Here is a 14,203-nt window from a genome sequence, read left to right as displayed (position 1 = left end):
GTTTTATTTTGGTGGTGGCCATAGTTAGTTTGTAACCTGAGAGTGCAGGATACAAACTTATTTTAGCTTGGTCAAAAAACTAAAAAAGATTGTATCTGATAGATTAAATTGAGAAAACATTTATTCCACAGATATATTCTGTGGATTTTTTTTTACAAAATTTAGGAGGTGTTATCGTGAACGACAAAAGAGAAAAGTTTAGTAACAAAATCGGATTTATTTTATCATGTGTAGGAGCAGCCATAGGACTTGGAAATATTTGGCTTTTCTCTTGGAAATTGGGAACTTATGGTGGAGCAGCATTTTTGATTCCTTATTTTATATTTATGGCACTATTTGCCTATATAGGTTTAGTTGGAGAGATATCATTTGGAAGAATGATGAAAAAAGGTGTTCTAGGTGTGGGGAAAATTATGGAGAAGAAAGGTGTTCCTTTTGCTAAAATTTTGCCAATTGTTCCAATTGTTTCAGTGGCAGGGATTTTTACATTTTATGTAATAGTTTTTGGATGGATAATAAAGTATTTTGTGACATATTTAATGGTGGATATGAATGCATTAAATTATGAAGAGTATTTTATGAGTTTTACAGGGAATAGTGAATCTATACTTTGGCATTTTGTTGCTGTTATCTTAAGTGTTGGTGTAATATCTTTAGGAGTTATAAAGGGAATTGAAAAGATAAATAAGATTGTAATGCCACTTATGTTTCTAATATTCTTTGGACTTATGATAAAATCTTTAAGTCTTCCAGGAGCTATGGAGGGAGTAAAGTTTTTATTAAATCCAGACTGGGATAAACTACTGAATCCAGTAACATGGGTTATGGCTTTAGGACAGGCATTTTTTACAGTGGGAGTAAGTGGATCGGCACTTCTAGTTTATGGGAGTTATTTAGATAAAGATGTAAACATCTCTACAAGTGTTGTACAAACATGTATTTTAGATACTTTAGCGGCTCTGATGGCAGGATTTATAATTATACCAGCAGCTTTTGCTTTTGGATATGGACCAGGAGCTGGACCAAGTTTACTTTTTATAACACTGCCCTCTGTATTTAGCAATATGGCTGGAGGTAAGATTTTAGGAATAATATTCTTCTTAAGTGTTATATTTGCAGCTATATCATCAGCTATAAATCAATTAGAAGTTCCAGTGGAAGCAGTTATGGAAAAATTCAATATATCTAGAGTAAAATCTAGTATTATAGTTGGTGGAGTTCTATTTTTAGTGGGGATACCTCTTGATTTAGATATGAATCTATTTGGTATGTTTGCAGATACTATGACAATATATCTAATTCCTCTTGGAGCTATTATAATCTTAGGATTTTATTTCTATGGTATAGATTCAAAATCTATAGAGTATGAGATTGATTTAGGAGCAAAACATAAAGTTGGAAAGTATATAGTAAAAATAGGAAAATATATATTTGTGCCTGGTGTATTGATAATCTTAATACTAGGTGTGCTATACGGAGGCATAGGATAAAAATAAAAAACCCTAAGAGATTTAAACTCTTGGGGTTTTTTTATAAAATTTATTTCTATAGATTTTAATGAATATGGCTGCTTCAATAGTCCATTGTAATGATGTAATCCACCAATAATATGTAACGGGCATTCTTTTTAAATAGATAAAATAATACATCAATGGTAATCTGATACACCAGTTACAGAATAAAACTATTCTAAATGGGGTCTTTGTGTCACCCATACCTTTTAATGCACCAGAAAGTACCATATCTATGGCCGTCGGAATCTGTTGTATAGATCCAATCATAAGACAGGTAGCTCCAAGAGCTATAACATCAATCTCATCACTTTTTATAAAAAGTCTCACTAAATTTTCTGAAAAAAACAGAAAGATTAAAGAGAAAAATCCCATGACAATACAGGCTAAAAATAAAGAGGTATTGGCATACTCTCTGGCACTTTTAAAATCTTTTTCTCCAATACTATGACCAACTAGGGAAACAGCAGATATAGCAAAGCCCCATCCAGGCATAAATGAGATACTTTCAATAGTAACAGATATTTGATTAGCTGAGAAGGCTAAACTTCCAAGTTTCATTACCATCATAACACTTAAAAGTCTCACTATACTGAAAGCTCCCTCTTGTAAACCAGATGGAATAGCTAGATTAACCAGCTCCTTTAAATAATTGAAATTTATTTTACCTTTTAATGATATTTTAAATGGCAGTTTTTTAAGTTGACTTAAAATAAATAAAAAGGCACATATATTTCCAGTTGTAGTGGCAATGGCAGCTCCTTCAACTCCAAGTTCAGGAAAGCCAAATTTTCCAAAAATTAAAACATAATCTAAAGTAAGGTTTACAATATTTAATATAGCAGCCCCATAAAGTGGAGTTTTGGTATTTTTACAACCACGGAAGACTCCATTTAAAAGGTTAGTAATCATATTAAAGAAAAGCCCCAAAGAACAGATTCTCATATACTTATACCCTAAATTTAAAACATCTCCCTTAGCTCCAGCTATACTAAGAATGTTTTGAGCAAAAATAAAAAATATCAAAAAAACAATAATAGCAATACCGTTACCTATTTTAACACCTAAGTCAGCCATATCTTCAGCTTTTTTATGCTCTTTAGCTCCGAGACACCGAGCAACAATAGAGGTTATAGATATGGAAAGACCCATACCAATTAGGATATTAATAAAGGTATACATAATTTCAGAACTAAATCCAACCGCTGAAACAGAGAGTTGTCCTCCATACTTTCCCACCATCAAAGTATCAAAAACCCAGATTAGCATATAAAGAATCATCTCACCAACAGCAGGAATAGCAAGTTTTATAATCTCCTTTGACCGATTTAAAAATGCACTCCTCATCATAAAAATTCACGCCCCCCTTAGTACATATAAAGTTCCTAGATTCTATCATATAGGATACATAAAAGTCAAAAATTTGCAAAAATGATAAAAGTTAGGTATAATAACTACAAGTTACAAAAATAACAAACATAAGAGAAGAGACAGGAGATGATTATGGGAAAGAGATTTATAAAAATATCTACCTTTTTCATACTTGCCTTTAGTTTTATAACATCAGAGGTTCATGCATTAAGTTTTACTAAACCAAAGGTCGTAGAAAAAATTGAAGTGGACGAAGAGATTTTAAGCCAGAAAAAAGAGTACATAAAAAGCACTAAAATAACAGAGTTCTATTCAAATTGGCGTGGGACTAGATATCGTTATGGAGGCACAACAAAAAAGGGAGTGGACTGCTCAGCCCTTATGCAACATCTATATAAGGAGCAGTTTGATGTGGAGCTTCCTAGAACAACACTTACTCAAGTTAAAATTGGTGAGCAAGTTGTTGGAAATAGAGAGAATTGGAAAGTTGGAGATCTAATTTTCTTCAAAATGAATAGTAGAATAAAACACGTTGGTGTATATATAGGAAATAATAAGTTTGTTCATGCAGGAAGGAGTACAGGAGTTACAATATCTGAGTATGATAGCTATTGGGCTAAGAGATTTTGGCAAACAAGAAGGGTTATATAGTAAAGGTAAAAATTTGACAAGTGATAAAAAATAGAGTATATAAGATAATTGAAGTAACATTATTAAATAAAAATTTGGGGGAGATACTATGAAAAAAATGTTGATTTTAATTGGAGCTCTATGCATAACGTCAATTGGATTTGCTAAAATGAATGATGGGGTATTTAAAAGCGAAGCGAAAGACTTTGATAAAAGAGGTTGGAAAGTATTTTTGGATCTTACAGTAAAAGATGGAAAGATTGAATCTGCAAACTTTGATTATATAAATAAAGATGGAAAATTAAAAAGCGAAGATGTGGAGTACAATAAAAAATATAAAGAGATTAGTAAAATAGATGTTCCGGAACTTAAAGAGATTTTCTCTGAAGAGTTAGTTGAAACACAAAATCCAGAAAAGATAGATAATGTTGCTGGAGCGACACAATCGTTAGTGCAGTTTAAAAAGCTTTCAAAAGAGGCAATTGCAGCATCTGAAGCTGGTGTTAAAGAAACAGTTAAAGTAGATTTATAAGATAAAAAAAGGGAAAATTAAAATATTTTCCCTTTTTATTTTATCTGATGCATAAACCATCATATGCTACAGAGATATTGAAATTTAAAGATTTCATAAGAAGTTCAATCTCTTCATGAGTTTTTTTAGGATCATGACCAAAATGGGTAACAGTTATAGGTGTTTCAGAGTCAATACACTGAAGAACTCTAAGAGTAGTTAGAACCTTATTCAGTGTTGAAATATCAAGATGGTCTGCATTATCCTTTTGAAAGTCTAAGAAAGTACACTCAATCACTATATCATCAAACTTAAAATTCTTTAAAAATTCAAAGGTTTTTAGGGAGTATACTCCAGTATCAGAGGCATGTAGCCTTATAAAGTTATCTTTTTTTATTATAAAGTTTGTGCCACACTCTCCGATATTAAGACCAGTGTGCTTAGCTTCAATAGGTATAATCTCAAACTCTTCAACAGTGAATGCACTATGATATTTTATAGGTATGATATTGAGATGTCCAATTTTCTCTTGGAGATTTTTTTGATGTTTAGGTTTTATTGCAATTTTAATCTGTTCTTTTAACCACTCTTCAGAAACACTGTTTATATAGATATTCATAGGATTTTTAATTTTTATAAGCTCCTGTATATCAAGGTGATCATTATGGGTATGAGATAAAAGAATCCCTTTGATTTTACTAAAATCTACATTATTTTCTAAAATCTGAGTTCTAATATCTGGTGAAAAGTCTAACAATATTTTATCCCCCAATAAAAAAGTTGACCTTTTACGAATATTTTTACCTTTAAGTTCTCTTAAAGATTCGCAATAGTCACATGAGCAAAATACATCAGGAAGCCCATTTGCAGATCCTGTACCTAAAAAAATTGTTTTCATTTTTAACTCCTCTCTGTATAAGTTTTTAGTAATGAGCCTAGACGCTCCACAGAAACTGAGATAATCATAAGAACAATTAAAGCAGTTCCAGCAGCATTAAAATCATAGGATTTTATAAATTTAGAGATAATATAACCTATTCCCCCAGCACCAACAACTCCAATAATAGAGGATTGTGCCATATTAGATTCAAATCTCAGTGCAGTCCAACCAGTAATAACTCTTTTTATATTTGGAAGTATTGCAGCTTTCATAATATTTATCCAAGATGCCCCTGTAGCTCTTATAGCTAGGATACTTTCCTCTCCCAAATCTTCGATAGATTGAAAGTATGCCTTAGTCAGATATGCCACTGTATGAACTGAGAGTCCAAGAATTCCAGAAAAAGAACCAAGTCCAACAGAGGAAACAAAGATAACTGCCCATATTAGAGAAGGAACTGCTCTAATAAAGGAGATATAAGATTTTATAGCTAGTGATAGAGGTTTCCAAGGAGCTGTGTTAGAAGCTGTTAAAAAAGCTAGAGGAATAGAGAAAATCATTCCAACTAAAGTGGCCATAAAAGCTATTTCAAAGGATTCCCAAACCGCAATTAAAACAAATCTAAAAACGGAGGTATCCGGTTTACCAAATTCCAACAGAATATTTCCCAATTTATTTAATCCCCTAATAACCCTTCCAAAATCTAGATTTAGTTTAAGAAAGGATAGAATAAATAGAACTGAGATACCCAATATAATTTTATTTAAAAATCTATCATTTTTATGATCTTTTATTTTAATTTTTCCAAAGTAATTTTTTTTCATCTAAATAATCCTCTTTCTTAAAATGTTTGAGATAATTTCAGTTACAATGGCACAAATTACAATTAGAAGAATTCCCATAGCTGCAGTATTATATTTCATTAAACTCAAATTATTGCTTATATACATACCTATTCCCCCAGCTCCAACTAAGCCAATAACAGCAGAGGAACGAATATTACTTTCTAAAGAGTATATAGTCCATGAGATAAAACCTGGGATAGCTTGAGGGATAGCTCCAAAACGTATAACCTGAAGATGGGACATCCCAGTGGCTTTTAAAGAACTGAGTAGTTCTAAATCGACCTCATCAATAGTTTCATAGTAGAAACGAGTCATATCTCCAATATTACCAACAGTTAAAGCTATTATTCCAGTTGTGATTCCAACTCCAAAAGCTGGAACAAACATAAGAGCCCAGATTATATTTGGAATGTTTCTTAAAACTGTAGCCAAACTTTTAACCAGATTCCTGATAGGTTTAAAGTGCATAGTTTTTTCTGAGCACAAGAATCCTAAGAAAAAGGAGATAAGGGAGGAGAAAATTAAAGAAACTATTGCCACACAGAATGTATCGAGTAGAGGTGTCATATAATTATTGTAACTTCTCCAATTTATAGGCATCATCTCCTCTGATATAAATGAAACTGCCGATGGAAGTTCCATTAAAAAGGAGAGAAAGGAAAACTCCAATCTATAAGCTATAAAAAGATAGATTATAGAGATAACTCCTAGAGAAAAAAAATCATTTTTATTAAACATTTTTACCGTATATTTCACTGATTATCTCCTCCGTTAAATTTTTAGGAGTGTCATCAAAGACAATAACTCCATTTTTCATACCGATAATTCTAGTGGCATAATCTTTTGCAAATTCAACTTGGTGAAGATTGACAATACAAGTTATATTGTCTTCAAGACAGATATTTTTTAATGTTTCCATAACGATTTCAGAAGATTTTGGATCTAAACTAGCTATGGGCTCATCAGCTAAAATCAACTTTGGATTTTGGGCAAGAGCTCTAGAGATACCCACTCTTTGCTTTTGTCCTCCGCTCAGTTCAGAGGCTTTTTTATAGCAATGCTCTTCAAGCCCCAATCTTTTCAATATATTTAGAGCTTTTATTTTATCGTTTTCTGAATAGAGTTCAAAAAATCCTTTAAAGTCAGACATATAACCCAATCTTCCATGAAGAACATTTTGAATTACAGACAGTCGTTCAATAAGGTTATAGTGTTGAAAAATCATTCCAATCTCTCTTCTAACTTTTCTCAATTTAGCACCAGATATTTTACAAATATCTTCCCCATTAAATACAACACTTCCGCTACTAAGTGGATTCATGGCATTAATAGATCTTAAAAGAGTTGACTTCCCAGCTCCTGAGGAGCCTATAATAGCTACAAACTCCCCTTTTTTTATGGATATGTTGATATTGTTAAGAGCTAAAAAGCTATTGTTATAACTTTTAACTCCATTTTTAATAGTTATAATGCTATTCATTATCCCCCCTAAAATTAATCCTCTTTAACTTCTGTTAAATTAAGATTTTTCATGACTTGCCCAATTATTTTAAAATCATCTTTTGTAACTTTAATATGTTGTTCACCATTTTTCTTACCATAAAAGTTTTCCATAAAAAATTTATCGTTGTAGTTTAAGAAAAAGTTTTGTAATTTTTCCTTTAAATCTTGAGGCATATTCTCTTGTACTAACCAAAGATTATCTGGAATAACAGAGCTTTTATATATAATTTTATGATTGTCCTCAGTAAAAAACTTTCTATTTTTTACATATGAGTTAGATGAGATAACTCCAATATCTGCATCTTTATCTAAAATAGCTCTAACAGTGTTTGTTGTAGAACCTGTTTCATAGGGTTTAAACTTAATTGTGAAATCGTTGGAGTCTTTTATAATCCCCTTTGTAATTAAATCATTTACAGGCCATAGATAAGTTGAACCTGAAGATTGCTTTGTATAGGCAAAAGTATATGGACTATTTGGATTTATTAGATCTTTTTCAGTAAAGCCATCTATATTTGTATCTGGTCTTGTTAGGAAGTATGAAAATTTACCCCAATTTTCCATTTTCCCATCTTTAGCAAAGGAAACCAAAGGTTCGATTTTAGTTTTGGTAGCTGCCATAAAATATGGCATAGCACCTGTATAAGCCACATCAGTTCTATTTTTTTTAGCTTTTAAAGACTCTGTTAAAGCCATGTCAGATGAGGGTTCAAACCACTCTACTTTCATTCCAACAGCACTCTCTAAATCTTTTAGAAATTTATCTTTAGCTACAACTTTAGATTCTAAATCCTCATCAATTCCAAAGGCTATGATAAGTTTTTTCTCTTTTGTTTCCTCTTTTCCACATCCTGTAATAAAAAGTCCAGTTCCCAGTAACCCTAAAGTAAACAATCTACTTAAATTTTTCAAAGCTATATCCTCCCAAATTTTATTTTAATTTTTTAATATAGAAATCTCTGACATCGGACCACTTATAAAATGGTTTCATAGAAGTTGCTAGAGGTAATTCAGCATCCTTTTCATTGTGCAGAATTTTAACTAAAATATCATTTTTATCATTTTTATAAAATACCCACTGGATATTAGTAGACATACCAGAGATATCTCTTCCTAACCATTTATCATAAACTTTTTCCAAACTATTCTCTTTAACTGAATAACCGTTGATATCTAATAAAGTTATAAATGGAATTGTAGTTTCAGCATGGGCAAATCTTAAATTAGCCGAGATATTTTGATTTTTTATTGCGTCGTCACTGGTAACTATAAAGTTTTCTAGAAGAGGAAAAGCAATGTTAGTAGCTATATCTTCTCCAGTTTTTCCTGGTCCCTTTTCATAGAAATCATTTAAATTATCCACCTCTTCATACCATTTTAGCTGATCCTCTGTAAAATATTTTCCAAATCCCAAATCCTTACCGATACTAGCTTGAATAATATATAGATCGTAGAGATTTCTTACAGCATTTGTTGGATTTTTTAAAATAACTTTTCCTTTACTATCCTTTAATTTGAACTCCCCTTTTTCCAATCTTTCAATAAAGTTTTTAGAAAAAAGTTGACTTAAAACCTCTGTATTAAAATTTTTGTTTTTAGAGTAACTATCTAGCTCCTTTTTCCAAGAACCATTTTCAGAGAACTCCTCATACTCTGGAGAAAGATCAAAGAATCTTAAAAGTATATCTTTTTTATCATTGGTTGAAACTTTAAAATTGATGTTTGGTGTATATTGTCCTAACTCCTCTAAGAAAGCATCTCTACTTTGTTGAGCTCTTTCTACATAAGTTGATGTAGCTATAATCTCTTTTCCAAAAATCTCTTGATTATTTTCATAAAATCTTTTTGCTATCTCTTTTTGCTCTTTAACTCCAACATCTGTCAAAAGACCATAGTTTCCTTTTTCAATCTCCATAAGTTGTGCAATAGACTCCTTTAACTTTAATCCCTCAGGAGTTATAGAGTTATCTTTTTCTGCAATTGAGAGTAACTCATATAATGATACATCATACTTAGGTGAAGATAGATGTCTTGAACCGTGTCTTCCCAAATGGTTGATAAAAAATGGTTTGTATCCATTGGGAGCAGTTGTGTTAGATATCTCCTTAACATTATATGGCTGCTTAGTTCCCAAATAGTTAAAATCTGCTGATAAAATTGAAGTTGTTAAAGTTGTAAAAATTGCTAGAAATTTAGTGGTATTCACTTTAAAATAGTCCTCCCCATAAAAGTTATATGAATATTTGTTATTACATTATAGACCAATTATGTTAAATGAAAATTAAAATAAAGTAAAAGAAGTGTTATTTTATATACAAAAAAATTAAAAACACAGCGGCCTTTTGAGAGACTACTGTGTTTTAATATAATCATTATTAATATAATTATTTATTTGTTTTTCTAGCTATTTTAGGGAAGATAAGTCCTAATCCAACTAAAACAACTGGTGTTAAAATGTTAAGAGTAATTTGGAAGAACCACTCAGAACTAAATGTTTCAATATTTTTAGGGAAGATTCCCATTAGACATGCAAATGATGTAAATGCAAAACACCAAATTCCAATAGCAGTTGCAATTTTATCATTTTTAACAAACTTAAATCCAGAACTATCACTTAACTCCTTATTTTTTATTAATCCTCTAAGTCCTATATATGCTAGGAATACCCAAAGGTATCTAAGAGGCATAACTATTGAGTTTAAATCAAGTAGCCAGTTATAAAGGTTGTTCATATCTCCAATACCAAGAGCTGGAATTATAATTAGAATACCAACAAGAACAGCTGTTAATTTATAACCATTTATAGGTGCTCCATTTTCATTTGTCTTTGTAAATGCAGCTGGTATAAAGTTTCTATCCCCTTCTCCAATTAATATTTTAAGTGGAGCGTCAATAGAGAACATAAGTGCAGATATCTGAGATAGAGTATTTGCAACAGCGTATAAAATCATAAGTGCATTTCCAACGCCATAATACTCACCTAAAAGTTTAAATGCATAGTATTGACCATTCATTTTTAAGTCAGCGGGAATGTTTCCACTATTGAACATGATTCCCATAGCAAAAGATCCAAGTAAAGCTGACATACCAACCATAGCAGCAAGTGCTAACATCCCTTTAGGGAAGTTTTTATGAGGATTCTCAACATCTTTAACATATGGAGAGATTTTCTCACATCCACCAACTGCAAAAACTAACATAGATATAGTTGTGAAATATGTAAAGTCAAATTTAGGCATAAATGTTGCTAAAGACCAATCAGTTGTGGCAGGATTAATGCTCATAAGTGACGGTGCAGCAACCGTTAGTAAGATATATAAAATACCCATGAAGAACATAGATGTTCCAGCAAGAGCTCCTATTCTTTTTAAAGAGTTCATCCCTTTAGATGATAACCAAAGGAAAAGTAAAAATATTCCTAAAACAATACTTTGTAAAAGTAGTGGATTAAAAGTTTTTATCATATCTCCATTTTGAAAGAAAACCCAACTTAAAGCAACGAGTGCACTTTGAGGTTTTTGTGCTAAATAAGGTATATGAACAACCCAATATGTCCAACCAGCAAGATATGCTATCATAGGACCATAAGTTGATCCCACCCAACTTGAAACTCCTCCAGCTTTATGGTCAAACACAGATCCCATCTCTCCAACCATAAGTGCATATGGTAAAAAGTAAAGAGAAAGAATTAATACCCAAGAAACAACAACCGTTAGACCTTGGTTTGCATAGTTATTAACAACATTACCAAATCCCCAAACAATTGTGAATCCCATCATGGCTAGCATACGCCAGTTTAATTTTTTTGATTCCATTAATAGTACTCCTTTTTGTTAAATGTTTCACTTAAATATGTACAATTGTACATTAAAATATACAATAAATCAAATATTTTTTTCTAATATGGTATAATGAAAACTAATTTTCACAACTAAAACTATTAGTTTCTTTCCAAAAATTATGAAAAAGATTATGAATTGAACAAAAGTATTTTTAAATGTACAATTTGGTATATAAAAAAGTTTTAAGGGGAGAGTGTCAATGACTACCAAAAATAGGATAAGTGCATGGGAGTTTTTCCAAAGTTTAGGAAAAACATTTATGTTGCCAGTAGCTTTGCTAGCAGCGATGGGAATTTTGCTTGGAATAGGGGCTGCCTTTACAGGTGGAACAACAATAGAGATGTTTCCATTTTTAGGAAATAGCTTCTTACAGGGTATATTTAACTTTATGATAAAAATAAGTTTGGTTGCCTTTTCATTTTTACCACTTATGTTTGCTGTAGCAATTCCGCTTGGAATGGCTAGAGAAAACAAGGAAATTGCAGCATTTGCAGGACTTATGGGTTATATCGCAATGCAACTTGGAACAAACTTTTATCTAAATGAAACAGGGCTTATAAAAGTTGTAGATACAAAGATGGTAATGGGAATTCAAAGTATCGATACAGGAGCTCTAGGAGCTTTAATCTGTGGAGTTATAGTTTTCTTTATTCATGAGAAATTTCAAAATGTTGAGTTACCAGATGCTTTTTCTTTCTTTGGAGGAACTAGATTTGTAGCTATAGCAACAGTTTTAATAATGTCAGTTGTAGGACTTACAGTTCCAATGGTGTGGCCTTTCTTTGCAATTGGAATAAATAAGGTTGGAGCAGCTATACATGGAGCGGGACCATTTGGACCATTTTTATTTGGAGCTGGAGAGAGACTTTTACTTCCATTTGGACTTCATCATATCTTAGTTGCAACAATAAGATTTACTGAGGCAGGAGGAACATATGTAACTCAAGCTGGAGAAACAATTCATGGAGCTTTAAATATATTTTATAATCAATTTGCCCAGGGAGCAGAGTTTGTATCTCCAGAGGCAACAAAGTTCTTATCTCAAGGTAAAATGCCAACATTTATGTTTGGACTTGCAGGAGCAGCATTAGCTATATATAAATCAGCATACTTAGAGAATAGAAAAAAAATCAAAGGACTTTTGATATCGGCAGTTGTAGCATCAGCAGTTGGTGGAATAACTGAACCAATTGAATTCATATTTCTATTTATTGCACCAGTGTTATACGTATTCCATGCGATAATGACTGGACTTGGATTTATGGTGATGGGACTTTTAAAAGTAGTTATAGGAAATACTGATGGAAATATAATAGATTTCTTAGTTTTTGGAGTGTTCCAAGGGTTCTGGACAAAGTGGTTCTATGTTATCCCAGTGGGGATTATCTGGTTTTTAATTTACTACTTCGTATTTAAGTGGTATATTGTAAAATATGATATTCCAACACCTGGAAGAGATAATTCTACTCAAGCACAAGAAGCGGTAGATAGCGGTGATATCGCTGGATACACTGCAAAGGTTATGCTGGAAGCACTAGGTGGAAAAGAGAATATTGTAAGTTTGGATAACTGTATAACAAGACTTAGACTTGTGGTTAAAGATGCAAGTAAAATAGATGTAGAAGCTGTGAAATCAGCAGGTGCAGTAAATGTAGTAAAATTAAATGATACGAATGTACAGGTAATAATAGGACCAAAGGTACAGGTATTAAAAAAGCAGTTACAAAAGTTAATGTAAAGTTGGGGAGGAGGGATTAATCCCTCCTTTTATTTAGGAAGTTGAGGAGGATATATGAATTTTGATGATATTATAGACAGAAAAAAGACTTACTGTACACAGTGGGATTACATAGAGGATAGATTTGGACCTGGAACGAAGGATTTAACGCCATTTTCTATCTCTGATACAGATTTCAAATGTCCTCAAGAGATTTTAGATGCAATACTTGAAAGAACAGCACATGGAATTTTTGGATACTCTCGTTGGAATCACGAGGATTATAAAGGGGCTATAAAGAGTTGGTACAAAACGAGATATGCCACAGATATAAAAAGTGATTGGATTGTATACTCACCAAATGTAATATACAGTATCTCTATGTTATTGGAGGAGCTACTTGGTAAAGGTGGAAAGGTTATGACCCACACACCAAGATATGATGGGTTTACAAAAATCTTAAAGCCATATGAACTTTTTGAAGTGGAGTTAAAGGAGAATGAAAAAGGGGAGTTCCATACAAATTTCTCTGAGATAGAGTCAGGATTTAGGGCAGGGGTAAAAGTATTCTTATTGTGTAACCCTGAAAACCCAACTGGAAAGGTATGGAAGTATGAGGAATTAAAAAAACTTATAGATCTGTGTGAAAAATATGAGGTGATTTTGATTTCAGATGATATTCATATGGATATAGCTAGAAGAGAGGTAACTCCAGTGCTGAAAATAGATACAAAGAGATGTTTGATTGTAAGTTCAGCATCTAAAACTTTCAATACTCCAGCTCTAGGTGGATCTTATGCTATAATTCCACAAAATGATATAAGAGATAGATTTATAACTCATTTAAAAGAGATAGATTCATTGTCATCCCCAACAATTTTCGGGGTATTATCGACAATGGTAGCATATAATAGATGTGGATACTGGGTAGATTCATTAAATAAGTATTTAACAAAAAATTGTGAATATGTGGAAAAAGAGTTAAATGGATTTCAAGGAATAAGAGTCTTTATTCCAGAGGGAACATATCTTATGTGGATAGATTTAAAAGGTTGTAATATAGATATGGAAAAGTTTAAAAAAGCATTGGTAGAGGATGGTAAAGTGGCTATCATGTCTGGAGAGGCATATGGAGACAGAGATAGAATTCGTTTAAATGTTGGCTGCCCACTATCTAAAGTTAAGATAGCAGTTGAAGGAATAAAAAGAGCTGTTGAAAAAGTGAAATAAGAAAGTTATAATATTCTTAGGTGATGAAATGAGTTTAAAAAGAAAAGAGTTAGAAGTTTTAAAGTTAATAGATAGCGGAAAAACAGTGGATGAGATTCTTTTTCAAATTGAAACAAGTGAAAGAAATCTGAGATATATAATGGATAATCTAAATTTTTATCTA

At 31.9% G+C, this 14,203-nt stretch carries 13 protein-coding genes; 5 read left to right on the top strand and 8 right to left on the bottom strand.

What is annotated here, in order from left to right:
* Window positions 1-176 precede the first annotated feature (176 nt).
* Window positions 177-1,490 carry a sodium-dependent transporter gene (locus tag ACMOUI_RS09485; RefSeq protein WP_418965458.1) on the top strand — a complete coding sequence of 438 codons (1,314 nt, stop codon included), beginning with the start codon at window positions 177-179 and terminating at the stop codon, window positions 1,488-1,490.
* Between the two features lie 21 nt (window positions 1,491-1,511).
* Here ACMOUI_RS09485 and ACMOUI_RS09480 read toward each other — a convergent pair whose 3' ends face one another.
* Window positions 1,512-2,861 carry an MATE family efflux transporter gene (locus ACMOUI_RS09480; protein WP_418965457.1) on the bottom strand — a complete coding sequence of 450 codons (1,350 nt, stop codon included), beginning with the start codon at window positions 2,859-2,861 and terminating at the stop codon, window positions 1,512-1,514.
* Window positions 2,862-3,014: 153 nt separating this feature from the next.
* Here ACMOUI_RS09480 and ACMOUI_RS09475 point away from each other — a divergent pair, with 153 nt between their 5' ends.
* Together ACMOUI_RS09475 and ACMOUI_RS09470 are read left to right on the top strand one after the other, a co-directional pair.
* Entirely contained in the window at window positions 3,015-3,533 is a 519-nt protein-coding gene (locus ACMOUI_RS09475) for an NlpC/P60 family protein (RefSeq protein WP_418965456.1), read from the top strand.
* Window positions 3,534-3,621: 88 nt separating this feature from the next.
* On the top strand, window positions 3,622-4,044 hold the full coding sequence (locus tag ACMOUI_RS09470; protein ID WP_418965455.1) for a hypothetical protein: 423 nt from the start codon (window positions 3,622-3,624) through the stop codon (window positions 4,042-4,044).
* 40 nt (window positions 4,045-4,084) lie between these two features.
* Here the strand turns inward: ACMOUI_RS09470 and ACMOUI_RS09465 are convergent, their stop codons facing one another.
* From ACMOUI_RS09465 to ACMOUI_RS09435, 7 genes are all read right to left on the bottom strand, one after another.
* A complete protein-coding gene (locus ACMOUI_RS09465; RefSeq protein WP_418965454.1) occupies window positions 4,085-4,921 on the bottom strand; it encodes an MBL fold metallo-hydrolase in 837 nt (278 codons plus the stop codon).
* A 2-nt stretch (window positions 4,922-4,923) separates the two neighbouring features.
* Complete coding sequence (locus ACMOUI_RS09460) at window positions 4,924-5,727, bottom strand: PhnE/PtxC family ABC transporter permease (protein WP_418965453.1); 804 nt, start codon at window positions 5,725-5,727, stop codon at window positions 4,924-4,926.
* Window positions 5,728-6,504, bottom strand: a complete 777-nt coding sequence (gene phnE, locus ACMOUI_RS09455; protein WP_418965452.1) for a phosphonate ABC transporter, permease protein PhnE — start codon at window positions 6,502-6,504, stop codon at window positions 5,728-5,730.
* Window positions 6,479-7,228 (bottom strand): phosphonate ABC transporter ATP-binding protein, encoded by a 750-nt coding sequence (gene phnC / locus ACMOUI_RS09450; protein WP_418965451.1) that lies wholly within the window; start codon window positions 7,226-7,228, stop codon window positions 6,479-6,481. The genes phnE and phnC overlap by 26 nt, the downstream gene beginning before the upstream one ends.
* Window positions 7,229-7,242: 14 nt before the next feature.
* Window positions 7,243-8,163: a PhnD/SsuA/transferrin family substrate-binding protein gene (locus ACMOUI_RS09445; protein ID WP_418965450.1), complete on the bottom strand. Its 921-nt coding sequence runs from the start codon at window positions 8,161-8,163 to the stop codon at window positions 7,243-7,245.
* Window positions 8,164-8,182: 19 nt separating this feature from the next.
* Window positions 8,183-9,457 carry a histidine-type phosphatase gene (locus ACMOUI_RS09440; protein WP_418965449.1) on the bottom strand — a complete coding sequence of 425 codons (1,275 nt, stop codon included), beginning with the start codon at window positions 9,455-9,457 and terminating at the stop codon, window positions 8,183-8,185.
* Between the two features lie 178 nt (window positions 9,458-9,635).
* On the bottom strand, window positions 9,636-11,066 hold the full coding sequence (locus ACMOUI_RS09435; RefSeq protein WP_418965448.1) for an amino acid permease: 1,431 nt from the start codon (window positions 11,064-11,066) through the stop codon (window positions 9,636-9,638).
* Window positions 11,067-11,292: 226 nt separating this feature from the next.
* On the opposite strand from ACMOUI_RS09435, the gene malX reads away from it, so the two are divergent.
* Together malX and ACMOUI_RS09425 are read left to right on the top strand one after the other, a co-directional pair.
* Window positions 11,293-12,831 carry a maltose/glucose-specific PTS transporter subunit IIBC gene (gene malX, locus ACMOUI_RS09430; RefSeq protein WP_418965447.1) on the top strand — a complete coding sequence of 513 codons (1,539 nt, stop codon included), beginning with the start codon at window positions 11,293-11,295 and terminating at the stop codon, window positions 12,829-12,831.
* Between the two features lie 54 nt (window positions 12,832-12,885).
* Window positions 12,886-14,040: a MalY/PatB family protein gene (locus tag ACMOUI_RS09425; protein WP_418965446.1), complete on the top strand. Its 1,155-nt coding sequence runs from the start codon at window positions 12,886-12,888 to the stop codon at window positions 14,038-14,040.
* Window positions 14,041-14,203 lie beyond the last annotated feature (163 nt).

The sequence above is a fragment of the Cetobacterium sp. genome, from assembly GCF_048470075.1.
Taxonomy (GTDB): domain Bacteria; phylum Fusobacteriota; class Fusobacteriia; order Fusobacteriales; family Fusobacteriaceae; genus Cetobacterium_A.
The sequence above is the reverse complement of the archived record's forward strand: the minus strand, read 5'-3'. Positions and strand labels throughout refer to the sequence as shown.